The sequence below is a fragment of the Bordetella petrii genome (genome assembly GCF_020991325.1).
GTDB lineage: Bacteria > Pseudomonadota > Gammaproteobacteria > Burkholderiales > Burkholderiaceae_B > Bordetella_A > Bordetella_A petrii_E.
Window position 1 is genome coordinate 40,367 of the sequence record NZ_JAJMLX010000002.1, and the last position, 24,245, is coordinate 64,611.

At 61.2% G+C, this 24,245-nt stretch carries 23 protein-coding genes and 2 tRNA genes; 19 read left to right on the top strand and 6 right to left on the bottom strand.

Annotation, left to right across the window (positions count from 1 at the left end):
* Window positions 1-247 precede the first annotated feature (247 nt).
* From LPZ50_RS00545 to pssA, 4 genes are all read left to right on the top strand, one after another.
* On the top strand, window positions 248-1,963 hold the full coding sequence (locus tag LPZ50_RS00545; RefSeq protein WP_230656388.1) for an acetolactate synthase 3 catalytic subunit: 1,716 nt from the start codon (window positions 248-250) through the stop codon (window positions 1,961-1,963).
* A 10-nt stretch (window positions 1,964-1,973) separates the two neighbouring features.
* Window positions 1,974-2,465 (top strand): acetolactate synthase small subunit, encoded by a 492-nt coding sequence (gene ilvN / locus LPZ50_RS00550; RefSeq protein WP_218367574.1) that lies wholly within the window; start codon window positions 1,974-1,976, stop codon window positions 2,463-2,465.
* 72 nt (window positions 2,466-2,537) lie between these two features.
* Window positions 2,538-3,554: a ketol-acid reductoisomerase gene (gene ilvC, locus LPZ50_RS00555; RefSeq protein ID WP_230656391.1), complete on the top strand. Its 1,017-nt coding sequence runs from the start codon at window positions 2,538-2,540 to the stop codon at window positions 3,552-3,554.
* Window positions 3,555-3,815: 261 nt separating this feature from the next.
* Entirely contained in the window at window positions 3,816-4,589 is a 774-nt protein-coding gene (gene pssA, locus LPZ50_RS00560; protein WP_230656454.1) for a CDP-diacylglycerol--serine O-phosphatidyltransferase, read from the top strand.
* A gap of 40 nt (window positions 4,590-4,629) precedes the next feature.
* Here the strand turns inward: pssA and LPZ50_RS00565 are convergent, their stop codons facing one another.
* Window positions 4,630-5,148, bottom strand: a complete 519-nt coding sequence (locus LPZ50_RS00565) for a hypothetical protein (protein WP_230656394.1) — start codon at window positions 5,146-5,148, stop codon at window positions 4,630-4,632.
* Window positions 5,149-5,373: 225 nt separating this feature from the next.
* Here LPZ50_RS00565 and rpsO point away from each other — a divergent pair, with 225 nt between their 5' ends.
* The 4 genes from rpsO (at window position 5,374) to LPZ50_RS00585 (ending at window position 9,997) form a co-directional block, all read left to right on the top strand.
* Window positions 5,374-5,643 carry a 30S ribosomal protein S15 gene (gene rpsO, locus LPZ50_RS00570; RefSeq protein ID WP_230656397.1) on the top strand — a complete coding sequence of 90 codons (270 nt, stop codon included), beginning with the start codon at window positions 5,374-5,376 and terminating at the stop codon, window positions 5,641-5,643.
* Between the two features lie 90 nt (window positions 5,644-5,733).
* Window positions 5,734-7,893 (top strand): polyribonucleotide nucleotidyltransferase, encoded by a 2,160-nt coding sequence (pnp, locus tag LPZ50_RS00575; RefSeq protein ID WP_230656400.1) that lies wholly within the window; start codon window positions 5,734-5,736, stop codon window positions 7,891-7,893.
* Window positions 7,894-8,032: 139 nt separating this feature from the next.
* On the top strand, window positions 8,033-8,758 hold the full coding sequence (locus LPZ50_RS00580; protein WP_230656404.1) for a hypothetical protein: 726 nt from the start codon (window positions 8,033-8,035) through the stop codon (window positions 8,756-8,758).
* Between the two features lie 21 nt (window positions 8,759-8,779).
* Window positions 8,780-9,997 carry a threonine ammonia-lyase gene (locus LPZ50_RS00585; protein WP_230656407.1) on the top strand — a complete coding sequence of 406 codons (1,218 nt, stop codon included), beginning with the start codon at window positions 8,780-8,782 and terminating at the stop codon, window positions 9,995-9,997.
* Here the strand turns inward: LPZ50_RS00585 and LPZ50_RS00590 are convergent.
* The gene (locus tag LPZ50_RS00590) at window positions 9,991-10,572 is read right to left on the bottom strand and encodes a PIN domain-containing protein (RefSeq protein WP_230656456.1); all 582 of its coding nucleotides are present in this window, start codon (window positions 10,570-10,572) and stop codon (window positions 9,991-9,993) included. The two genes, LPZ50_RS00585 and LPZ50_RS00590, sit on opposite strands and share 7 nt — an antisense overlap.
* 403 nt (window positions 10,573-10,975) lie before the next feature.
* Here LPZ50_RS00590 and LPZ50_RS00595 point away from each other — a divergent pair, with 403 nt between their 5' ends.
* The 8 genes from LPZ50_RS00595 to LPZ50_RS00630 all read left to right on the top strand — a co-directional run bounded on the left by LPZ50_RS00595 (window position 10,976) and on the right by LPZ50_RS00630 (window position 20,508).
* On the top strand, window positions 10,976-12,859 hold the full coding sequence (locus tag LPZ50_RS00595) for a type VI secretion system Vgr family protein (RefSeq protein WP_230656410.1): 1,884 nt from the start codon (window positions 10,976-10,978) through the stop codon (window positions 12,857-12,859).
* A 28-nt stretch (window positions 12,860-12,887) separates the two neighbouring features.
* Window positions 12,888-13,862 (top strand): hypothetical protein, encoded by a 975-nt coding sequence (locus LPZ50_RS00600; protein WP_230656413.1) that lies wholly within the window; start codon window positions 12,888-12,890, stop codon window positions 13,860-13,862.
* A 46-nt stretch (window positions 13,863-13,908) separates the two neighbouring features.
* Window positions 13,909-14,937 (top strand): hypothetical protein, encoded by a 1,029-nt coding sequence (locus LPZ50_RS00605; RefSeq protein WP_230656416.1) that lies wholly within the window; start codon window positions 13,909-13,911, stop codon window positions 14,935-14,937.
* A gap of 20 nt (window positions 14,938-14,957) precedes the next feature.
* The gene (locus tag LPZ50_RS00610) at window positions 14,958-15,926 is read left to right on the top strand and encodes a hypothetical protein (protein WP_230656419.1); all 969 of its coding nucleotides are present in this window, start codon (window positions 14,958-14,960) and stop codon (window positions 15,924-15,926) included.
* An 8-nt stretch (window positions 15,927-15,934) separates the two neighbouring features.
* Window positions 15,935-18,568 (top strand): DUF2169 family type VI secretion system accessory protein, encoded by a 2,634-nt coding sequence (locus tag LPZ50_RS00615; RefSeq protein ID WP_230656422.1) that lies wholly within the window; start codon window positions 15,935-15,937, stop codon window positions 18,566-18,568.
* The gene (locus LPZ50_RS00620) at window positions 18,565-19,608 is read left to right on the top strand and encodes a pentapeptide repeat-containing protein (protein WP_230656425.1); all 1,044 of its coding nucleotides are present in this window, start codon (window positions 18,565-18,567) and stop codon (window positions 19,606-19,608) included. Before LPZ50_RS00615 ends, LPZ50_RS00620 begins: the two co-directional genes overlap by 4 nt.
* Before the next feature lie 106 nt (window positions 19,609-19,714).
* A complete protein-coding gene (locus tag LPZ50_RS00625) occupies window positions 19,715-19,993 on the top strand; it encodes a hypothetical protein (protein WP_230656427.1) in 279 nt (92 codons plus the stop codon).
* A complete protein-coding gene (locus LPZ50_RS00630; protein ID WP_230656430.1) occupies window positions 19,984-20,508 on the top strand; it encodes a hypothetical protein in 525 nt (174 codons plus the stop codon). Before LPZ50_RS00625 ends, LPZ50_RS00630 begins: the two co-directional genes overlap by 10 nt.
* Window positions 20,509-20,524: 16 nt before the next feature.
* Here the strand turns inward: LPZ50_RS00630 and LPZ50_RS00635 are convergent, their stop codons facing one another.
* The 4 genes from LPZ50_RS00635 to LPZ50_RS00650 all read right to left on the bottom strand — a co-directional run bounded on the left by LPZ50_RS00635 (window position 20,525) and on the right by LPZ50_RS00650 (window position 21,876).
* Entirely contained in the window at window positions 20,525-20,902 is a 378-nt protein-coding gene (locus LPZ50_RS00635) for a DUF2784 domain-containing protein (RefSeq protein ID WP_230656433.1), read from the bottom strand.
* A gap of 21 nt (window positions 20,903-20,923) precedes the next feature.
* Window positions 20,924-21,568, bottom strand: a complete 645-nt coding sequence (locus LPZ50_RS00640; protein ID WP_230656435.1) for a DedA family protein — start codon at window positions 21,566-21,568, stop codon at window positions 20,924-20,926.
* A gap of 129 nt (window positions 21,569-21,697) precedes the next feature.
* Window positions 21,698-21,782 (bottom strand) — tRNA-Leu (locus LPZ50_RS00645).
* A gap of 4 nt (window positions 21,783-21,786) precedes the next feature.
* Window positions 21,787-21,876 (bottom strand) — tRNA-Ser (locus LPZ50_RS00650).
* 125 nt (window positions 21,877-22,001) lie between these two features.
* Between LPZ50_RS00650 and LPZ50_RS00655 the strand changes: the two genes are divergently transcribed.
* The 3 genes from LPZ50_RS00655 to secG form a co-directional block, all read left to right on the top strand.
* Window positions 22,002-22,979 carry an NAD(P)H-quinone oxidoreductase gene (locus LPZ50_RS00655; protein ID WP_230656439.1) on the top strand — a complete coding sequence of 326 codons (978 nt, stop codon included), beginning with the start codon at window positions 22,002-22,004 and terminating at the stop codon, window positions 22,977-22,979.
* Between the two features lie 97 nt (window positions 22,980-23,076).
* Window positions 23,077-23,823 (top strand): triose-phosphate isomerase, encoded by a 747-nt coding sequence (tpiA, locus tag LPZ50_RS00660; RefSeq protein WP_230656442.1) that lies wholly within the window; start codon window positions 23,077-23,079, stop codon window positions 23,821-23,823.
* 17 nt (window positions 23,824-23,840) lie between these two features.
* Window positions 23,841-24,245 (top strand): preprotein translocase subunit SecG (gene secG, locus LPZ50_RS00665; protein ID WP_230656445.1); only part of this gene is annotated, 405 nt, incomplete at its 3' end.

Below are 24,245 nucleotides of genomic sequence, written 5' to 3' on the forward strand. Positions count from 1 at the left end.
ACCTGCTGTTGGCCGCGCCACAAGCGTGTGTTGCCAAAGCTTCCATTTCGACCTCCAGCGTCCCCCAGGGGCGTTTGCGCTGCGTTCCCGACGAACGCGTGCCGGGTCGGCAGGGTGTCCGGGTGGCGAGGTTCCGTGAATCTCAAAGCGCCAGATCATGCTGCCGGTACCGGTCCGGGTTCAGTTGCCGTCGTATCCGGGCAGGCAACGGTCAGGAAAACAGGGCCGGTACTGAAAGGAATACAACATGGAAACCATAGGCGCCGATATCGTCGTGCGCTGCCTGGCCGATGAAGGCGTGGAACACGTTTTCGGCTACCCCGGCGGCGCGGTGCTGTACATCTACGACGCGATTTTCAAGCAAGACAAATTCCAGCATATCCTGGTGCGCCACGAGCAAGCCGCCGTGCACGCCGCCGATGCCTATTCGCGCGCGTCACAAAAAGTGGGCGTGTGCATCGTCACCAGCGGCCCTGGCGTCACCAATGCCGTCACCGGCATCGCCACGGCCTACATGGACTCGATTCCCATGGTCATCATCAGCGGGCAGGTGCCCACTGCGGCCATTGGCGAAGACGCGTTCCAGGAATGCGATACGGTGGGCATCACCCGGCCTTGCGTCAAGCACAACTTCCTGGTGCGCGACGTCAAAGACCTGGCCGAAACCATGCGGCGGGCTTTCTACATTGCCCGCACCGGCCGGCCCGGCCCCGTGCTGGTGGATATCCCCAAAGACATCACCCTGCAGCCCTGCAAGTACGTGGCACCCAAGGGCGAGATCGCCATGCGTTCGTACGCGCCGGTCAACAAGGGGCACCAGGGGCAGATCAAGAAGGCCGTGCAGATGCTGCTGGCGGCCGAACGGCCCATGATCTACGCCGGCGGCGGGGTCATCCTGTCCGATGCCGCGGCCGAATTGCGGCATCTGGCCGGGCAACTGGGCGCGCCTTGCACCAACACCCTGATGGGCCTGGGCGGCCTGCCGGGCACCGACCGCCAGTTCGTCGGCATGCCGGGCATGCACGGCACCTACGAGGCCAACATGGCCATGCAGCACTGCGACGTGCTGCTGGCGGTGGGCGCGCGCTTCGACGACCGCGTCATCGGCAATCCGCGCCATTTCGCGCAGAACGCCCGCAAAATCATCCACATCGACATCGATCCCTCGTCCATCTCCAAGCGCGTGCGGGTCGACGTGCCCATCGTGGGCAATGTGAAAGACGTCTTGGCCGACCTCAGCGCCCAGTTCGACCTGGCGCGCGCCGACGCCAAGCCGGCGCCGCTGGACAAATGGTGGCAGCAGATCGAAACCTGGCGCGGCAAGGAATGCCTGAAGTACGCCAATTCCGATGAAGTCATCAAGCCGCAGTACGTGGTGGAAAAACTCTGGGAAGTGACCGGCGGCGACGCCTTCGTCACGTCCGACGTGGGCCAGCACCAGATGTGGGCCGCGCAGTACTACAAGTTCGACAAGCCGCGCCGCTGGATCAATTCCGGCGGCCTGGGCACCATGGGTGTGGGCCTGCCGTACGCCATGGGCGTGCAAATGGCCAATCCGGGCGCGGATATCGCCGTCATCACCGGCGAAGCGTCCATCCAGATGAACATCCAGGAACTGTCCACCTGCCACCAGTACCACCTGACGCCCAAGATCATCTGCCTGAATAACCGGTTCCTGGGCATGGTGCGGCAGTGGCAGCAGATCGACTACGGTTCGCGCTATTCTGAGTCGTACATGGATTCGCTGCCCGATTTCGTCAAGGTGGCGGAAGCCTACGGCCACGTCGGGCTGCGCATCGAGCGCCCGGCCGACGTCGAGCCGGCGCTGCGCGAAGCATTCAAGAAGCACAAGGATCGCCTGGTCTTCCTGGACTTCATCACCGACCGCACCGAGAACGTGTGGCCCATGGTGAAGGCCGGCCGCGGGCTGACCGAGATGCTGCTCGGCTCTGAAGACCTGTAAGGAGGCGACCATGAAACATGTGATTTCCGTGCTCATGGAAAACGAACCCGGCGCGCTGTCGCGCGTGGTGGGGCTGTTTTCGGCGCGCGGCTACAACATCGAAACCCTGACCGTGGCGCCCACCGAAGACGCCACCTTGTCCCGCCTTACCGTCGTCACGGTGGGTTCGGACGAGGTCATCGAGCAGATCACCAAGCACCTGAACCGCCTGGTGGACGTGGTGAAGGTGGTGGACCTGACCGAAGGCGCGCACATCGAGCGCGAGCTCATGCTGATCAAGGTGCGGGCCGTGGGCAAGGAACGCGAGGAAATGAAGCGCATGGCGGACATCTTCCGCGGCCGCATCATCGATGTTACCGACAAGTCCTACACCATCGAGCTCACCGGCGTGCAGGAGAAGGTGCAGGCGTTCATCGACGCCCTGGACCGCAGCGCCATCCTGGAAACCGTGCGTACTGGCGTGTCCGGCATCGGACGCGGCGAACGGATCCTGAAAATCTGACGGCCCTGGCCGGCTACACCCTGATATCTATCCCAGAATCAACCCGAATCCAATAATTCCGGAGCAACTGACATGAAAGTTTTCTACGACAAAGACTGCGACCTCTCCCTCGTCAAAGGCAAGACCGTTGCCATCATCGGCTACGGCTCGCAAGGCCATGCCCACGCACTGAACCTGCACGAGTCGGGCGTGAAAGTGGTGGTGGGCCTGCGCAAGGATGGCGCTTCCTGGAACAAGGCCGCCAATGCCGGCCTGGAAGTCAAGGAAGTGGGCGAGGCCGTGAAGGCCGCCGACGTCGTCATGATGCTGCTGCCCGACGAAAACATCGCCGCCGTGTACCGCAACGAGGTGCATGGCAACATCAAGGCCGGCGCCGCGCTGGCCTTCGCCCATGGCTTCAACGTGCACTACGGCCAGGTCGTGCCGCGCGATGACATCGACGTCATCATGATCGCCCCCAAGGCACCTGGCCACACCGTGCGTTCCACCTACTCGCAGGGCGGCGGCGTGCCCCACCTGGTGGCCGTCTACCAGGACAAGTCCGGTTCGGCCCGCGACGTGGCCCTGTCGTACGCCAGCGCCAACGGCGGCGGCCGTGCCGGTATCATCGAAACCAACTTCCGCGAAGAAACCGAAACCGACCTGTTCGGCGAACAGGCCGTGCTGTGCGGCGGCACTGTCGAACTGATCAAGGCCGGCTTCGATACCCTGGTGGAAGCCGGCTACGCGCCCGAAATGGCCTACTTCGAGTGCCTGCACGAACTGAAGCTGATCGTCGACCTGATCTACGAAGGCGGCATCGCCAACATGAACTACTCGATCTCGAACAACGCCGAATTCGGCGAATACGAGACCGGCCCCAAGATCGTCACCGAACAAACGCGCCAGGCCATGCGCGAAGCGCTGGTGGCCATCCAGACCGGCGAATACGCCAAGAAGTTCATCCTGGAAAACGCCGCGGGCGCTCCCACGCTGACTTCGCGCCGCCGCATCAACGCCGAATCGCAGATCGAGCAGGTGGGCGGCAAGCTGCGCGCCATGATGCCCTGGATCGCCGCCAACAAGCTGGTGGATAAATCCAAGAACTAGGGCCACCCCCGAAGCACCATGCATGCCAGGTGTCTGGCACTCATGGCGCTACGTTAGGGTGTTCGTGGGCATCGCCAGGTGTCCGGCTCCCGCCAGGGTGCCGGACACCGTCCAACCGAGATTGTCGTGGTGTACAGCGGTGTCAGGCGCCTGGTGTCAAGGCATCCCTTGGTGGGATGCTTTTTTTATGGGGGCGTGCGGGGCCGCAAGCCGTCCCGGATGGGTTAACCTTTCAGTTATACGCCGCCACTTTCTGTGACTATGCCCAATTTCTCCATGCGCGATTCCGAGAATCGCCATCGCAGCATCTACCTGCTGCCCAATGCCTTCACCACCGCGGCGCTGTTCGCGGGCTTCTATGCCGTGGTGCAGGCCATGAACGACCGTTTCGAAGTCGCCGCCATCGCCATTTTCGTGGCGTTGGTGCTCGACGGCATGGACGGCCGGGTGGCCCGCCTCACCAACACGCAGTCGGCCTTCGGCGAACAGTACGACTCGCTGTCCGACATGACTTCCTTCGGCGTGGCGCCGGCGCTGGTCATGTATGAATGGATACTCAACGACCTGGGCCGCTGGGGCTGGCTGGCGGCGTTCGTCTACGTGGCGGGCGCGGCGCTGCGCCTGGCGCGTTTCAACACGAACATAGGCGTGGTCGACAAGCGTTACTTCCAGGGGCTGCCCAGCCCGGCCGCGGCCGCGCTGGTGGCGGGCTTCGTGTGGCTGGCCATCGACAACAAATTGCCTATCCACGACAACGTCATGGCCTGGGTGGCTTTCGGCCTGACCATGTACGCGGGCGTGTCCATGGTGTCCAACGCGTCGTTCTTCAGCGGCAAAAGCTTTGCCCTGGGCCGCAGCGTGCCCTTCTGGGGCATTCTGCTGGTGGTGGCCGTGTTCGTGTTCGTGTCCAGCGACCCCCCGGTGGTGCTGTTCGGCCTGTTCGTGCTGTACGGCTTGTCGGGCTGGGTGGTGATGGCCTGGCGCTGGAACCGGGCGCGCACTCGCCGCCAGCACGGCCGGTCGCACACGGAATAGCATTGCTTCCGCGCCGCTCCGCGCCGCGCGGTTGCCGGTATTACCGCCAGCGCCAGTCCTCGTCGTACATCGGGTCGGGCCCGGGGTGAAAGCGGGTGACCCGGTCGCCTTCGCGGCCCAGGTATACGTACATCAGCGAATTCCACACGCCCGACTGCTTGTAGCGGTACGACCACACCACTTCGCGCACGCTGGGCAGGCCCACCTGGGAAATATCGGCCGGCGGCCCGAACTCGCAGCGCACTTGCTCGGCTGTCCAGGTGCCCGTGGCCAGCCGCTTGAAATTGGCGTCCGTCAGCACCGGCACCACCTGGTCGACCCGTCCGTCGGGACCCACATGGGCGCCCCAGGCAAACTGGCCGTAGGGCTGCTGCGTCCAGATGACCCGCTGGCCGCCGCCGGCCATGGGGCAACTGAAATTGGGCTGGCCAATTTGGGCGGACACATCGGCCAGGGGGGAATCGGGCGGCAGCTTGGCCGGGTTGACGCAGGCCGCCAGGGCGCCCACGGCCGCCACGGCGGCGGCGCGGCCGGCCAGGCGATAAATGTTACAAAACATGCCGGTTCTCCGGTAGCGTTGGCCGGGCTGGAGCGGGCCAACCGGGCGGGCGATCAGGCCCGATGGGTTAATTCTAGCGAATCGGCTATAATCCTTCGTCTGATTTGCCCGGCATTGCATGGCCGGGCAAATTGGCATTGAACGAAAGCATTACGGTAGTTTGCCGTTTTTTTGAAACCACGGCAGGGCGCCTCGGCCCTGCCGCAAGTCCGAAGAGGTCATTCCATGTCCGTAGCCGACATTAAAAAAGCCGATATCGTCTCGCAATTCCAACGCGCCCAGGGCGATACTGGTTCCCCCGAAGTCCAGGTGGCTCTGCTCACCGCTCGCATCAACGAACTGACCGGTCACTTCAAGGCCCACATGAAGGACCACCACTCGCGTCGCGGTCTGCTGCGCATGGTCAGCCGTCGCCGCAAGCTGCTCGACTATCTCAAGGGCCGCAATCCCGATTCGTACCGCGCACTGATCGAAAAACTCGGTCTGCGCAAGTGATCGACGGGGCAGGCTCCCCATGACGCAACCGTGGCCGGTGCGACCTTTGTCGCGTCGGCCACGGTTTTTCATTTGTAAGGAATCCTCGTCATGTTCAATAAAGTGACCAAATCGTTCCAATACGGCCAACACACGGTCGTGCTGGAAACGGGCGAGATTGCTCGCCAAGCCTCCGGTGCCGTGCTGGTATCGGTGGACGACACCGTTGTGCTGGCCACTGTCGTGGCCGCCAAGAAGGCCAAGCCCGGCCAGACGTTCTTCCCCCTTACCGTCGACTACATCGAAAAAACCTATGCCGCGGGCCGCATCCCCGGCGGGTTCTTCAAGCGTGAAGGCAAGCCGTCCGAAAAAGAAACCCTGACCTCGCGGCTCATCGACCGTCCGCTGCGTCCGCTGTTCCCGGAAGGTTTCTACAACGAAGTGCAGGTCGTGCTGCACACCGTGTCGGTGAACCCTGAAATCGATCCCGACATCCCCGCCATGATCGGCGCCTCGGCCGCGCTGGCCATCTCGGGCATTCCGTTCAACGGCCCCATCGGCGCCGCCCGCATCGGCTACGTCGACGGCCAGTACCTGCTGAATCCCACGGCCTCGCAGCTGAAGTCGTCGCAAATGGACCTGGTGGTGGCCGGCACTGAAAACGCCGTGCTGATGGTCGAATCCGAAGCCAAGCAACTGTCCGAAGACATCATGCTGGGCGGCGTGGTGTACGGCCACGAGCAAATGCAGGCCGCCATCAACGCCATCCACGAACTGGTGCGCGAAGCCGGCAAGCCCGAATGGGACTGGCAGCCCGAGCCCAAGAACGAAGCCCTGATCGCCGCCGTGACGGCCTCGGCGCAAGAAGGCCTGGTGGCTGCCTACCAGGTGCGCCAGAAGCAGGCCCGCACTACGCAACTGCGCGACGTCTACGCCAACGCCCACGCCCAGCTCGCCGAGCAGGCCGCCGCCGCCGGCCAGGGCGCGCCCGACGCCGTCACCGTGGACAACATCCTGTTCGACCTGGAAGCCCGCATCGTGCGCGGCCAGATCCTGAACGGCGAACCCCGCATCGACGGCCGCGACACCCGCACCGTGCGTCCCATCGAAGTGCGCCTGGGCGTGCTGCCCCGCGCGCACGGCAGCGCGCTGTTCACGCGTGGCGAAACCCAGGCGTTGGTCGTGGCCACGCTGGGCACCAAGCAAGACGAGCAGATCATCGACGCGCTCATGGGTGAATACCGCGACCGCTTCATGCTGCACTACAACATGCCGCCTTTCGCCACCGGCGAAACCGGCCGTATCGGCGTGCCCAAGCGCCGCGAAATCGGCCACGGCCGCCTGGCCAAGCGCGCCCTGGTGTCGCTGCTGCCCGCCCACGAAGACTTCCAATACACCATTCGCCTGGTGTCGGAAATTACCGAATCCAACGGTTCTTCGTCCATGGCGTCGGTGTGCGGCGGCTCGCTGGCCATGATGGACGCCGGCGTGCCCCTGCAGGATCACGTGGCCGGCGTGGCCATGGGCCTGATCCTGGACGAAGGCAAGTTCGCCGTCCTGACCGACATCCTGGGCGATGAAGATCACCTGGGCGACATGGACTTCAAGGTGGCCGGCACGCAGAACGGCATTACCGCGCTGCAAATGGACATCAAGATCCAGGGCATCACCAAGGAAATCATGCAAGTGGCGCTGGCCCAGGCCCGCGAAGGCCGCCTGCATATCCTGGGCAAGATGCGCGACGCGCTGGAAGGTTCGCGTGGCGAGTTGTCGGCTTTCGCGCCGCGCATGCTCACCATCAAGATCAATCCCGAGAAAATCCGCGACGTCATCGGCAAGGGCGGCGCCACCATCCGCGCCCTGACCGAAGAAACCGGCACCCAGATCGACATCTCCGATGACGGCACCATCGTCATCGCCAGCGTCGACGAGGTCCAGGCGAAAGAAGCCCAGCGCCGCATCGTCGAACTGACGGCCGATGTCGAAGTGGGCCAGGTGTACGACGGCTCGGTGCTGCGCCTGCTGGACTTCGGCGCCATCGTGCAAGTGCTGCCGGGCCGCGACGGCCTGCTGCACATCTCGGAAATCGCCAACTACCGCATCGCCAACATCAACGATGTGCTGAAGGTCGGCCAGCAAGTCCGCGTCAAGGTCATCGAGGCCGACGACAAGGGCCGCCTGCGCCTGTCCATCAAGGCCATCGGCGGTATCGAGCAGCAGCAGGGCGGTGCTGCCGAAGCCGCGCCGCAATCGGAACCGCAAGCTGAATAAGCTTTACGTTTCTTAAGGCAAAAACGGCACCGCAAGGTGCCGTTTTTACATCAATCTACGGTAAATTCCTGGACGCGCCCGCGCATCGCGGCGCCACGGCAACGGAGAACTCATTGACCGGCACAGGAATCCCCCGCGCATGACCCCGGCAAGGCTGGCCGCCCTTGCCATGCTTGGCTGTGCGCTGGCGCTGCTGGCGGGCTGCATGGCCAACCAGTCAGTGGCGATCGGCCCGCGCAGCGAAGACATGTCCATGGACCAGTTCGCGCAAACCGATTTCAACCGCACGGTCACCCTGGAAATCCGCGATAACCTGGCCAGCCTGTACGTCTTGCTGGACAAACTTTACCGCCGCAACCCCCGCGAATGGCGCAAGGCCGGCGTGGCGGACCAGCCCGCCGCGGTGGCCCGGGTGCGCGCCATGGTGGAAAGCCGCAAGCCGCCGCCCGGCCTGCAGGGCCTGCGCGACATCCAGATCCTGGCCGTGTCGCTCGATCCCGCTTACCAGCGCGACCGGGTCGCCGCGTTCATCTACGGCTTGGCCGATACCCTGATCGCGGCTCATAATGACAAGACGCGCATGTATTTGTCCGATGTGCTGGACGGCCAGCGTATCTACAATGCCGCGCGCAATGTCGAGGCGGCTGCCTGGCTGCTGGCCACGCGCCGTGATTCCGCTGGCGCGCCGCTGTTGCTGGCCAATGAAATCACGGCTACGGGCGCCAACCTCAGCTTCGAACGCGAGTTCGGCGCCATCATCGGCCGGCTCGACCTCATCGCCAATCTGCTGGGCGAAAATGCCCGGCGGGTCGGCATCAACTATGCGCAAGGCCTGCTGTTCTTCAATTTCCTGCCGGTGCGATAGCGTTTACTACAGGGCCCAACCGTGATCGATCTTGCCGCCATCCAAGCCGCCCGTGCCCGTTTGCAGGGCCAGGTGCACAAGACGCCGTTCACGCATTCGCGCACCTTGTCCGATATCCTGGACGCCGAAGTCTGGCTGAAGTTCGAGAACCTGCAGTTCACTGCCTCGTTCAAAGAGCGCGGCGCGCTCAACCGCATGCTGGAACTCACCGCCGAAGAGCGCTCCAGGGGGGTCATTGCGGTGTCGGCCGGTAACCATGCCCAGGGCGTGGCCTACCATGCGCAGCGCATGGGCGTGCCGGCGGTTATCGTCATGCCGCGCTTCACGCCTACCGTCAAGGTGGCCAACACTCGCCGCTTTGGCGCCGACGTGGTCCTGCATGGCGATACCTTCGACGACGCGCAGGCCCATGGCTACACCCTGGCCCGCGAGCGCGGCCTGGTCATGATCCACCCGTACGATGATGCCGCGGTGATCGCCGGGCAGGGCACGCTGGCCCTGGAAATGCTGGAAGACCAGCCCGACCTGGACACCATGGTCATTGCCATCGGTGGGGGCGGCCTGATCGGCGGCATTGCCACCGCGGCGCGCGCCATCAAGCCCGGCATCGAGATCGTGGGCGTGCAGACCGAACGCTTTCCGTCCATGTACGCCGCCATGCGGGGCGTGCCCATGAACCCGGGGCACTACACCATTGCGGAAGGCATCGCCGTCAAGTCGCCGGGCATCATCACCCAGGAAATCGTGCGCCGGCTGGTCGACCGCATCGAACTGGTCAGCGAAAGCGATATCGAGCACGCCATCGTGGTACTGCTGGAAATCGAGAAAACCGTGGTCGAAGGCGCCGGGGCGGCGGGCCTGGCCGCCTTGCTGCACGACCAAGCGGCCGGCCACGGCCGCTTCCGGGGCAAGCGGGTGGCCCTGGTGCTGACCGGCGGCAATATCGACCCGCTGATGCTGGGCGAACTGATCGAGCGCGGCATGGTGCGCGCCGGGCGCCTGGCGCGCATCCGTGTCGACCTGCGCGACCTGCCCGGGGCCTTGGCGCACGCCACCAAGCTCATCGCCGATGCGCAGGCCAATATCACCGAAGTGCACCACCAGCGAGCCTTCACCGCGCTGCCCGTGCGCAACGTCGAAGTGGATTTCGTCCTGCAGACGCGCGGCCCCGAGCACATCCAGGAAGTCATCGACGTCCTGAACGCCGCGGGCTTCGCGGCCAGCAACCACGATCACTGAAGGGTGTCGGCACCCATGGGCGGGCTGTCCAGCCCGTCGCGTTCCACCAGGGCCTTCAGCCGGTACAGGCGTTCCCGATGCAGCGTGGCCGCCAGCGGCTCGGCATCGCGGCCCAAGGCAATGTAGTCGTCCGGCACGCCCCGCAGCGCCGGGCGCAGCCGTTCGGCGCCTTCCTGCCACCACAACGACAGCAGGCGGTCGGGATTCAGCGCGTCCAGCCCCTGGCGCCGCAATTCCGAGCGATTGAAATCTTTCAGGTTCCAGGTGGCCACCAGCACCCTGGGCGGCAATTGCAGGCCGCAACGCGCCCGCCGCGCCAGCCCGGCCGCGATCACGTGAAAATCCTTGGGGTCGCTATAACGCAATCCGGTTTCGTATACCTGCGTGTCGGCCTCTGCCGCCAGCGGAAAGTGCAGGTTCATTTCCGCCCATTGTTCTTCCAGCACGTCCCGCGGGATATCCCACAAGCGGGCGGCATTGCGCCGCCATTCGTCGCCGATGCGCTCGCTCCATACGGGCTGGTATACCCCGTCGGCCGCCAGGCGCAGCATCAGCCGGCGCACAATGCCCGACATCAGCACGCAGGCATCCAGCACGACAAACGGCGAGGGGGAAAATTCGGGGTCGGACACGATGGCGGCGCCTGGGGCGCCGGGCATAAACCAGGGCAGGCCGACACTGTAGCAGGAACATGACCCCGGTTTCTGGTAACAATAAATTGCCGACGTCCCATCTGTGCGGGGCCCGCATGCCGCACGGCAGCAAGGCACGCTTTGACCGCGAGATAGCTGCTATTCCGGACAGTTATAGATTTGTTGCATCTATTAGGGAAAACCGCCTTGAGGGCAATTTTTTCTTCAAGTAGCTTGCCCGGGTAATCCCTAATCGGCGAAGTGTACCCAGGCAGCATGACATTCGCATGAACATAGGCAGGCGTGCCCTGCACCAACCGTAAAGAGTCAGTCCGGGAGAGTGGTTGTGGATATTCCAAGCTTTGTTCAGTCTCGCCCCATCATTGCGCATACTCCCCTGGAAAACAGCCTGACGTTCAAGCAGATGACGGGCCACGAAGGCTTGTCGCAGCTGTTCGAGTTCGAAGTCGAGCTGCTGGCCAATAATTTCAACCTGGATCTGAAGCAGCTGCTGGGCAAGCCGCTGACCCTGGAAATAGCCACCACGTCGGCGCCGCGGTATCTCAGCGGGCAGATTGTGCGCTGCGTGATGGTGGGCCGCGAAAGCAGCACATCGCGCAATTACGTGTACAAGGCCACGGTGCGGCCCTGGCTGTGGTACCTGACGCAAACGTCGGACAACAAGATCTTCCAGCAGAAGACGGTACCGGACATCATCAAGGAAGTGCTGGGCGAATACGGCTACCCGTTCGAGGCCAAACTGACCGGCAGCTATCGTTCCTGGGAATACTGCGTGCAGTACCAGGAAACGGACTTTGCGTTCATCAGCCGGCTGATGGAACACGAGGGCATCTACTATTACTTCAAGCACGACAAAGACCAGCACACCCTGGTCATGACCGACGACATCGGTTCGCACGCACCGGTGCCGGGCTACGAATCGATTCCGTACTACGGGCCGGACCGCGTATCGACGCCGCAGGAAGAATACATTTCCATGTGGGAGATTTCGGCGCAGGTCACGCCCGACGGCTACGCCACGGTGGACTACGACTTCACCAAGCCGGGCGCCAGCCTGGACGCGATGTCCAAGCGGGCGGGTGGTTCCGAGCCGGGCAACCTGGAGATGTTCGAGTGGCAGGGCGGCTTCCAGGAAGCGCAGCACGGCGAGCAGTACGCGCGCGTGCGGTTGGAAGAACTGCAAAGCATCCAGGAACAAGACCTGGGCCTGAGCAACGCGCGCGGCTTGGCGGCCGGCCACTTGTTCACGCTGCGCAACCACCCGCGCAAGGCCGAGAACCGCGAATACCTGGTGGTGTCGGTGAACTACCGCATGAGCGTGGGCGGGTATTCGACCAACAGCGGTTCGGAAGAATTCTACGAGGCGTCGTTCTCGGCGTTGCCGTCCAGCGTGCAGTACCGGGCGCCCCGGGTCACGCCGATTCCCCGCACGCACGGTCCGCAGACCGCGCGGGTGGTGGGCCCGGCGGGCAAGGAGATCTGGACGGACAAGTACGGCCGCATCAAGATCCAGTTCCACTGGGACCGCTACGGGCAGAAGAACGAAAGCAGTTCATGCTGGGTGCGGGTATCCAGTCCGTGGGCGGGCGGCGGCTTCGGCGGGCTGCAGCTGCCGCGCATCAACGACGAGGTGGTGGTGGACTTCATAGGCGGGTGTCCGGATCGCCCGCTGGTGCTGGGGCGGGTGTACAACGCCAACAACATGCCGCCGGTGGAGCTGCCGGGCAGCGCCACGCAAAGCGGGTTCCGCAGCCAGTCGGTGTACGGCGACCCGTCGATGTGCAACAAGATGATCTTCGAGGACGCGCTGGGCTGCGAGCTGGTGCACATGCGCGCGCAGAAGGATATGTGCGATGAGGTGGTGAATGACCATAGTCACTCTATCGGCTGCAACTATACAGTCGGAGTCGGTGGGCACTACAGCATCAAGGCGAAAACACTGGGCGTGGAGATCTGCGATACGACCAGTGTCAAAATCGGTGGATTGACCACCATGGAGATGAAGGCGGTTTCCGAAACCATTCAGGGAACCGTGACCAGGAACACAACCGGCAATGTCCTGACCTCAACCACTGGCACATTGACGAATACCCAGATCGGGGCAATGGCGCTGACGGAAATCGGCGCAGCAGGCCATTTCCTGGCCGGTACATATGGATCAGTGCAGATTGGTGATTTCAAGAAAACCATATTCGGTAATGTGGGCTGAGGTGGCGGATTTGATCGGGGAGAATTGAATGCCAGAGCCGGATCTGATCAAAGACGTCAAAGATAGCGTCAACGAAGAAATCGAAGCTTTGGGGCCTGACGCGACCCCAGAGCAGATTGCCGATATCGTGGCCGAGCAGGCACAAGCGGGTGCGGATGGCAATACGACGCTGGCCAATGAGGCCGCGGATCGTGCCCGGGATCTTTACGGCCGCGGAGCGGATCCCGACACTGCCGCCGCCGCCTCTGCAGCCCAGGCACACCAGGACGTGGTCGCACAGCGGCCGGATGTACAGACGCAAGGCCAGCAATTGCTGGACAGCCGGTCGCCCGATAATGATGGAGCTCCCACGCCGGAAGAGTTGCAAAACTACACTGGCGTAGATCCTGGCGATCAAAGGGCAACGGTCGAGGATCTTACCAAGAGCCTGCAAGCCGTGAATGCGCCACCGGGGCTAGTTCCGCAGGCACAATTGGCTGTTGCCAACGCGGTTTCCGGCGGTACGGTATTGCCAACGGGGCTTGATATCCATGGCAACCTCAAGGTCACGGTTCACGATTATGTGAAGCTGGATTTTAAGAATTCACAGATCAAGACTACGCTTGATAAGACAACCTACGTGCACAAAGGGGATGTCACGATCAACGCGAAAAATGTGCGCTTGACCGCTGACGAGATCGTGATCGAGCCGCTGGAAAAAGAGATCAACCGTGTGCAAACCAGCAAGGAGTCGTATCGAAAATGGCTGAGCGTGAGCTTGGGCCTTTCGACAACCACGACAACGACCGTCCGGCATTATTCCTTGTTCGGTGCGTCAGGATCTGTCGTGCCTACCGTGAATCTCCATATTGCTCCGTTGAAAGTGGGGGCCGCGGTGTGGATGAATACGCGTGGTTTTGGCCGCGATGGCATCAAGGCTGCCACGTACGAGAACACGAAGTCGATGTCGCGCACATCTAACTCCATGTTTCTCCTTGCTTCCGTGATGCTCATTTTTTTCTAGCGGGTCGGCAATGCATTTGCCCTAGCCCTGTCGATTAGGTGACTGAATGACTGACCCCTATAAGAATATCCCCAACGTGTTGCCGGGTTCGAACGCCGCGCAGGCCGTCGACGAAATCAATCACTATATTCAGACGCAGGGCAGCAATCTCACCCCGGCCGCATTGGAACAGGCCATCAAGCAGAAAATCGTCCAGTATGGAGGCGATCCCGTCACTGCCGCCGCCGCCAGCCGTACCGCCTCTGTGCTGGTCGAGCAAGATCCAGCCCGCGCTTCGATGATCGCCGAGAACGTGGTCGGCGCGACTTTGGCTGACCCTGCCTTGGCCAGCAATCTTGCCAAAGACCGCGTGAACGCGCACTTGGACGGGTTGGGTGCCGATGCTGGCCAATTGACCGATGAGCAGAAGAAATCTATTGCCTTCAATGAGGCGAATGGGGTTCTGCAGGATTGGGGAGTGACCGATACGCAGTCTTCGCAGGCCTTGCAGGAAGCCGTGAACCAGTACATAGACCAAGGCGCTTCTCCCGATGTGGCGGCCGCGGCGGCCGTAGCCTCCGTGCTGGCGCAGGCTATGCCCGGCGTGGGTTCATTCTCGATTTTTGGCCACTTGAGCATGCTGGTGCACGGAGAGGCCACCTATATTTTCAACTCGACGGAAACCCTTGACGTCGCGGATACCGCTGTTCATACGCATTTGAATGGCACCAAGTACGACATGGCAAACAATACCCTCGGGATCTATTGTGAGGACATAAAAACATCAAACCGCACGGCTTGGGTGCGTGCCCACCCTGGTGCAGCCTTCGGCTATTACCGAGGCAGTTATTTTTCCTGGAGCCCCGTGACGCTCTCGGGATATGTCTGGAGCAAGCAACGGGGTGTCGAACAACGTGCGATAGGCGGGTTCTCGGGATCGGTTTCAGGGTTGCGGATTTATATCGCCGGTTTCGACTCGGACATGGTCACGTTCAGCAAAGGGGTACCCAAAGAGCGCGACAATCGGGTCACGATAATTGAAGCCTACGACATGGTGCGCGAACGGTTCAGTTCCAACACGACGTTTATCAAGTAAACAGGATCGCCGGGAAACCCATGTCTACACCGTTCAATGTCATACCTGGTTCCAACGCCGAGAAGGCGGTTCAGGAAATTGCGGGATTGACTTTCGAGCAGGCCAATATCGTCAGCAACATAACACCTATCCTGGAAAAATACGGCGTTGACAGCGTGACGACATCTGCCGTCGAAGCCGCCGCTACCAAACTGGCGGAAAACCCCAGGATGGATTTGTCGTACCTGGCGCAGGGGCTGGTTGGAACCAGTGTGGCCGATCCGCGGGTGGCGGGTAACGATGCCAAGGCACGAGTCGCCGCCGGCCAGGAAAATCTGAGCACTGCCGAACAGGAGATGCTGGCCATTACCGCGGCGGGTGACGCGGCCGAGGCGGCAGGCGCAGACCGTAGCCTGGCGGAAGCTGAAGCGGGCAAGGCGATCAGCCAGGGCATGTCTCCACAGATGGCAGCCTACGCGGGAGCGGCAGCCGCGGCGGCGGTGGCTGCGGCGAACAATCCGGTAGGCAATCCAGGTATTGAGATATTCGGCTATCTGCAGGCCCTGGTACAGGGCCTGGTAATGGAAACTTATCTCAAGACCGAGGACAAGACCGTTGCCTCCAGCACCAACTGGAAAATAGTCAACAATTTCATCCAGACCACGACAGGCCAGCTTCACGTCTATTGCAAGAACTACATTGCTGACGCAAAGAGCGATGTAAGCGACTCCGACTTTTCCTTCGGTATATACCAGAAGGGTTACACGATGGAAGCGGTAGACCCGGAAATGACAACCGGAATTAGTGTCGGCGTGTCCGGAGCGTCATATACCCGCTATGACTACAAGATAATTTCGCTGGCGGTGTACAAAGAGACCATATTTGCCTGGGACTTCTATATCAGCCCCTTGGGAACAACGAAGATGAATCAGTCCGATACCGATACGGACAAGACCAAGCACAAGACGGTAGTCGGGATTCATTCGCGAAGCAATACGAAGTTCCATTGAGCTGAATCATGAAGATAATAAAACCACTGCGCCTGATGGTGATGCCCAGGCCGTACCGGTGGCGCAACGGGAAATACCTGGCGGTGACGATTGCGGCCTTGATCAAGCATGATGGGGATAAGCCCAGCATATTGCCCGAGCACACGCTGATGCATGACATCCTGCCGGAGTTGGATTGCGACGAGATGATCGACTACGTCATGCCGAAGCCGCATCCGGAATTCCTGTTGAGCGGCCATGCCTATACCGCGCATCAGGAAGACAAAACCAAGTGCATGGTCAGCGTCCAGGTCGGTGATAAAAAGAAAGAGGGCATCGTATTCGGCGATCGCTATTGGAACGGCGATGTGATCACGGCGCCCCAGCCATTTGAAAGCAAACCCCTCACGTGGGACAACTCATTTGGGGGTACCGGCTTTGCGGCGAATCCATTGGGAACCGGTATAGACGAGATCGAGGTGGCCGGTATCAGGGCGGTTCGCCTGCCCAACCTGGAATCGCCCATCGACCGAGTTCATGCAAAACGCCAGCGGGTCGAGCCATTCAATTTTGGACAGATCCGTATCGATTGGCCGCAGCGCCTGGAAAAGATGGGTAGTTGCGATGAAACCTGGGTGCAAAACGTCGGCACGGGCTTTTTTGATGACATGCAACCCTCGGTCTTCAATGCCGCCGCAGAAGACCAAATATGGAAGAACAAGGAGGCACTCTCGCTGGATGAGTCCTTCGAAATATGGAACATGCATCCAGACATGCATTGCTGGTCCGGGCAGTTGCCGCAAGTGAAAGCCAGGTGTTTTATCCGGCGGCGTCACGCCGATGTACTGCTGGACGAAGTGCCGATGCGGCCAACCACGGTATGGTTCCTTCCCCACCGGGCAAGCTATATCCTGCTGTTTCACGGCCAGATCGCCATACAGGAAGATGATGCCTTCGATGTGATGGCTATCATGGCTGCGATGGAAGGTGCCGACGCGCCCCGGCCAATCGTCCATTACGAGGATGTTTTCAAGACTCGGACAAACACCGAAAAGGCGGCTTTCCATGTCCTGAAAGATGAAGAACTGATGCCTGCAGGGATGCTGGCGCCCTGGATTGAAGGCATGGCTTTGGACCAGCACGCGATGTTGTCCAAACTCACTTCAATGATTGACGAGCGGCGCGGTTTTCCAGATGGAGAGTTCGTCGGGCCCATCAGGCCGATGACGTTGGCGGATTTGCCTACCCTTTTTGAGGAAGGCGAGAAAATGACTGCCGACGCCCTGGAAGAGCATGAGCGTACACGGCAGGATGTATTGGCCGAGGCGGCTACCGACGACAAACCGCTCACTCGCCGACAGCAGGTGCTTAAAGAGCTTTACCGTGATTTGGACTTCAATGCGCAGCCGGGCGACGTCAAGAAGATCCCCGTCAGCGGGCCGCCGAAGCTGGACTCGCTCCGGCAGGTGATCCAGTCGGCCCGTGAGCGCAGGTCTCTGCGTGAGATGCTGAAAGAGTCGCCTCAGGAAGCGGCCACATTAGGGCAGACAGCGGACTTCACCCGTAGGTCGTTCGGAAAGCTGTACCTGTATTCTGTCCATTATCAGCAAGGCGCCCCACGGGTTGGCGAGCACAGGGCGATAGAACTCAGAAATCGCATCCTGAAGAAATATCGCCTGGGTAAGAACCTGGCAAAAATGGATCTTACAGGCGCCGATCTTTCCGGCATGGATCTTTCGGAAGCTGATTTTTCCGGCGCGTGGCTCGAGAATGTGGATTTTTCGGACACCAATCTGTCAGGCGCAATTTTCGATCAAACGGTGCTGGCTCGAGGAACTTTCCACCGAACCAATCTGGATCGCGCCACTTTGCGCGACTGCAATATCAGCGAGGCGGTGTTCAACAATGCCTCGCTATGCGACGTGGAAATGCAGTCTCTGATATGCGAGACAAAAACCACGTTTCATGATTGTCGGCTCGAAAGAGGCCACTGGAAGAGATTCGACTTCAAGAAGGCCGAGTTCATCAATTGCGAACTCACTGATATGAAGCTCGAGAAGATCACGTTCAGTTTTTCCACGCTCAAGCAATGCGAGATCCAGGGAGGCATGCTGGAGAAAGTCACTTTCGATGACTCGGTTATTGAGGAAGTAGCCATCCGGAATGCCTCCATTGCGAGTGCTATATGCACGAATACATCGTTTACCCGGGTGGAGATTACCGGCTGCAAGTTCGGGAAATCGACATTTTCCGAAGATGTGTCGTTCCACGATTCGGTGCTGACCGATAACCATTATATTCACAGCATGTTCCGAGAAGTAGTGTTCAAGAGCGTCGATTTGTCCGGTACGGTGTTCGAACAATGCGACCTGTCATTGGCAAACTTCCAGAAATGCCGTCTTCAAAATATACGCGTGCCACAGTCCATGTGTGTACGCGTCAATTTCGACATGGCGGATCTGTCCGGTAGCAATCTCATGCACGGTATTTTCCAGAAATCGAGCTTTATCGGAGCAAATCTGTCCGGCTGCAATTTCTTCCGTGCCGATATGAGCGAAACCTTACTGGATAGTTCGACACGTACCGACAACGCCTACGTGCATCGCACCAGATTGGCTCCATTTCGTGAGGGAGTGAATCGAACGGGCGCGCTGCGGCCATGACCAAAGAGTATGTCCTGAGCAAGGTCGATTCCCTGGAGCTCATCCAGGGGGTCAGTCTCGTTGGTGAGTCGTTCAAGGGCGATTCCCTGAGCGGCATGATGTTCAACAAGGTTGATTTTTCCCTTGTCTTTATCGAGAACTCGAAATTCAACGACTGCATTTTCGTCGAATGCAAATTCAGCGGCATGCGGGCAGTTGGGGCCGATTTCTCGAAATCACGATTCCAGTCCTGCGATCTGTCCGGATCGCGGTTGGAGAAGTGCGCCATGCAGGAAGCCGAGTTATCCAACTCCAACCTGCAACGTACAGTTTTCGATGATTGCGGCGTGAAGAAGTTTGACCTGACAGATTGCGATGCGCGGAAAATCGTGTTGCGCAATCTGGATCTCACTGATTCCAATTTCCTTGAGACGAAGCTGGAAGGAGCTGATTTCAGTCATTCGATCCTTTCGGAATCGATCTTCTACAAACTGGATTTGCGCCAGGTGGATTTCGAGCAGGCCGTTATGCGGGATGTCGCGTTTTCGGGCTGCATATTCGGTAAGCACAGTTTCTCGGGCCAGAATCTGTCTGGCTCTCAATTCAACGAGGCGGAGCTTGAGGATATCGATTTTTCCGAATGCAATTTGTCGATGTGCAATTTCAGCGATAGCAAGATAACCCGGGTCAGCTTCCTGGATGCCGATGCGCGCAACACTTTGTTCGTCAATAGCGAAATCCAGGATTCGGTATTCAGTCGAGCTGCATTGGATCAAGGTCTTTGGAATGGAGCCTTGGTGGCTCGGTCGAGTTTCACCTCGGCCAGCCTGACGATGGCGGCGCTTCACAAGGCATCGTTCGATGAGTCCGCGTTCATGGGCGCCGATCTGCGATTTGCGGATTTTTCTTATGCCAGGCTGCACAAGTGCGGCTTGGATGATGTCGTCCTGGGCAGTACCAAATTCCACCGGGTATTGACCGATACGGATTCAATCAAGACCAGGCTTGGCGCAATCGAGAAAGATGATGAGTTGTTCGATGCGGAGCTTTGGAGTGCCTAACTTCTAGGAGATCATCATGTGTTTATGGGGAAGCATGCATAGCGGTAGAAGCACCGGGATAGGTCCGTACCTCACCGGCGTGTCGAAGAACGACATGTTAAGTTGCATGAAACTGCCTACCACCAACATTCTTATAAAGAATCGTCCTGCTCATAATCTTTATTCCATCGCTCCATTGACGATAGACTTGCCGTCTGGCGTGCTGGGGGCTACGACCGGTACATTGTTCATGCTGGGAGCCACAATCGCGCTGTTCTCTGTAACGGTCATCGCATGTGGCGGACCGGTAATACGCTGGCTGTGCATCGCGTTGCAGAACCTGTGGAATACCATCGCCATGTACTTGAAGCCCGACCAGAAATTAGTGGCGCTTTTGTGCGGCTGAAATCGCGGATACAGTCCACCCGCGGCTTGAGTATGTTTCTCTATTTTCTTGCTTCGACGATCGGCGTGCTCTTCATGCTCGCGGGGGTCGCGGTGGTGGCAGCGTATCTGTATTTTTCGGTCTACAAACGTATGCCTGCCGCGGCGCCCAGCCTGGAATTGGCGTTCACGCTATACCTGGTGGGGCATGCGCTTTTTCTGTTCCGAAATTATCTGATCACTGACATCGCGCACCAGGTAAAAATGCGTGGCGACAGCGGCATGGCCCGCATCCTGTCCGCCAGAGAGCTGGGCAGTCCGGACGAAGCGCCAGACCGGTACTGGTACGAGCTGCACGTTGAGGTCAACGCTGACGGCGGCAAATCCGAGAAATTCACGACATCGATCACACAGCTATTTGCGGAACAGGCACGTATCAACTTGCATGAAGGGGCAACCTTGCCGGTCAAGTATTCGCGCAAGCATGATCAGGCTATTGTCATCGGCGACAATGCATTCGTGAGCATTCGCAAATAGATTCCGCTCGGCGCCGTCAAGGCAATTTTTTCTTGCCTGGCCGGCGCGCATACACCAGCGCGTAGACCGCCGCGTTCCCCGCCACCAGCGTCCCCGCCAGCAGCATCTGGATCCCCCGCGTCAACCCTTCCGGATAAATCAGCCCGAACACATAATGCTCGATAAACCCGCCGGCATAGCCTTCCTGCCCGGCCATTTGCCGCAGATCGTTTTCCAGCGGCGTCAGCGGGCATATCCATCCCATGCCCACTACCGTGGCGCCCCATGCCACGGCAGCCAGGTGCCAGGGCATCAACCAGCGCTTCCACAGCACCAGCAGACCGCCCAGCGCCACGAACAGCACGAAGGCGGCATGCAGTAGTAGAACGGTATCGGCCAGGGCGCGGTAGATCATGCGGCGGCCCTGCCTGGCGGATCAGTGGCGGCGTTGCGGCCGGCCGCCGTCGGGCTGGCGGCGCTTGCGCATGAAGGCCACCAGCAGCCACACGCCGATCAGCACCGATGCCGCCGTGCCGACCACCAGCCCGATATGTTCGGACCCTTTCATGGCGCCCACGCTGCGGGCCGTAAGAAAGCCAGGGGCCAGCATCAGGGGCAGCCAGGCGATGGCCGACAGCACGTTGGCCGTCTGGAAGCGCAGGTGGTTCATGCTCATGATGCCCGCCACCGTGGGAATGGTAGAGCGGATGGGGCCCAGGAAGCGGCCGATCAGTACCGAGGCAAAGCCGTAGCGGTAGAAAAACAGCCTGGCGCGCGCCACGGCGGTGCGCTGCGTGGTGAAGGGCCAGCGGCGCAGCAGGCCCGGCCCCATCCAGCGGCCCAGGCCATAAGACACGGCATCGCCCAGGATGGCGCCGGCAATGCCCCAGGCCAGCACGTTCCAGGGCGACAGCGTGCCCGCGCCGATCAGCCCGCCGGTCAGCAGCATCAGCGCCGTGGCGGGAATGAACAGCCCCACGATGATCAGCGATTCGCCGAACGTCAGCAGGAAAGTGATCGGCCCCGCCCAAGCCTGGTTGGCCTGGATGAACTGGCCGATGCTTTCAATATATGCGTCCATGCGAAGGAAAAAAGTCGTTAAACCTCAGCATGTTACCGCATGCGCCGGGCCGCTTTCACGCTTGCCGTGCAACATATTGTCGCTAGCGCGCCCAGTGCGCGAAGCAGGGATGCGGCGGCCGGAGATTGCTGGTGCACCCACCCGGAATCGAACCGGGACGCCTTGCGGCGAGGGATTTTAAGTCCCTTGCGTCTACCAATTTCGCCATGGGTGCGGGTTGGCGGAAGCGGTGGGATTCGAACCCACGAAGGGCGCAAACCCTTGCCGGTTTTCAAGACCGGTGCCTTCAACCGCTCGGCCACGCTTCCGTTTTGTTGCCGCGGGATGATACCGCAGGCGGGAAAGTCCGGGCCGTGGACGCATGCGCCGCGCGGCCGGTTTGGAACTTCCGTAAAGGGCGCCATAATAATCCATTTGAACGAGGAGGCGCACGATGCGAGCAGTAGAAATATCCCAACCTGGCGGTCCAGAGGTCTTGGTGCCGGTGGAACGGCCCACGCCCGAAGCCGGCGCGGGTGAAGTACTGATCAAGGTGTCGGCCGCCGGCATCAACCGCCCCGACGTCTTCCAGCGCAAGGGCAACTATGCGCCGCCCCCTGGGGCTTCCGACCTGCCGGGCCTGGAAGTGGCCGGTGAAATCGTCGGCGGCGACGTCGCGGGCAGCGGCTTCTCGGTGGGCGACAAAGTGTGCGCCCTGGTGGCGGGGGGCGGCTATGCCGAATACTGCGTCGCGCCGGTGGCGCAATGCCTGCCCATCCCGAAAGGCCTGTCGGACATCGAAGCGGCCGGCCTGCCCGAAACCTACTTCACTGTCTGGAGCAACGTGTTCGACCGCGGCGCCCTGCAAGACGGCGAAACCTTGCTGGTGCACGGCGGCGCCAGCGGCATCGGCACCACGGCCATCCAGTTGGCGCGCGCCATGGGCAATACGGTGTACGCCACGGTGGGCAGCGACGAGCGCGCCCGCGCGGTCGAGGCCCTGGGCGCAGCCAAGGGCATCAACTACAAAACCCAGGACTTCGTCCAGGAAGTCCGCGACGCCACCGGCGGCGCGGGCGTCAACGTCATCCTGGACATGGTGGCGGGCGACTACATCAACCGCAACATGAAATGCCTGGCCGACGACGGCCGCATCGTGGTCATTGCGCTGCTGGGCGGCGCGAAGGCCGAGGTCGACTGCAACCAGATCCTGCGCCGCCGCCTGACGCTCACTGGTTCCACGTTGCGCCCCCGTCCGGTGGCCTTCAAGGGCGCCATCGCCAAGGCGCTGCAACAACGTGCTTGGCCGTTGCTGGAACAGGGCAGCATCAAGCCCATCGTGCACGCCACGTTCCCCCTGGAACAGGCGTCCGCGGCGCACGCCATGATGGAAGCCGGCGAAAACATCGGCAAAATCATCCTGACCGTGTAACAGTGGCGCCAGGACTGCAGCGTAAATTCCGGTAAACAGGATACAATCTTGGGTTTGACCCGGTTTTTATCCGGGCCTACCCAACCTTGTTTGCGCCATGACCTCTGTTGAAGACCGCGCCCGCCTCGTGCTGGGCAACTGGAAGATGCACGGCAGCCTGGCCGAGAACACCGCGCTGCTGCAAGCGCTGCGCGCGGCCGATGCGGCGTCGCACTGCGAAATCGGTGTCTGCGTGCCTTTCCCGTACCTGGCCCAGGCCCAGTCGGCCCTGGACGGCAGCGCCGCCTCGTGGGGCGCGCAAGATGTCAGCGCGCACGACAAGGGCGCCTACACCGGCGAAGTGTCGGGCGCCATGCTGAAAGAATTCGGCTGCCGCTGGGCGCTGGCCGGCCATTCCGAGCGCCGGACCCTGCACGGTGAAACCGACCAGGCCGTGGCCGACAAGGCCGCCGCGGCCCTGGCCGCTGGCCTGACGCCGGTAGTGTGCGTGGGCGAATCGCTGGCCGACCGCGAAGGCGGCAACACCCTGGGCGTTATCGAGCGCCAGCTCGAGCCCGTCCTGGCCCTGGGCGCCGAAGCCCTGGCACGCATGGTGCTGGCCTATGAACCCGTGTGGGCCATCGGTACCGGCCGCACCGCCACCCCTGAACAGGCCCAGGAAGTCCATGGCGCTATCCGCGTGGCCCTGCGCGGGCTGGGCGCGGGCCAGGTGCGGGTGCTGTACGGCGGCAGCGTCAAGGCCGCCAATGCTGCCACCCTGTTTGCCATGCCCGACATCGATGGCGCCCTGGTGGGCGGCGCATCGCTGGTGGCCGAAGAATTCCTGCGCATTGCCGCAGCCTGAGATTTCCGGAGTCTTCAATGTCTTTGACACTTACCATTTTGCTGGTCGTCCAGGTGCTGTCCGCCCTGGGGATCATCGTCCTGGTCCTGCTGCAGCAGGGCAAGGGTGCTGACATGGGTTCGGCGTTCGGCAGCGGTTCCGCCGGTAGCCTGTTCGGCGCCTCCGGCGCGGCCAACTTCTTGTCGCGCGCCACCAAGTGGGCCGCCGTCGTGTTCTTCGCCAGCACCCTGGGCCTGGCCTACCTGACCCACAATCGCCCGGGAGGCGGTGGTGCGGTGGATTCGGGCGTCATGCAAGACTTCCCCGCCGACCGTTCCGTGCCGCAAGTGCCGGGCTCGGGCAATGGTGCCGGTTCGTCGGTGCCGCAAACGGCGCCGGCCCAGCCGGATGCGTCGGTGCCGCAAGCGCCGGCGCCCGCCTCC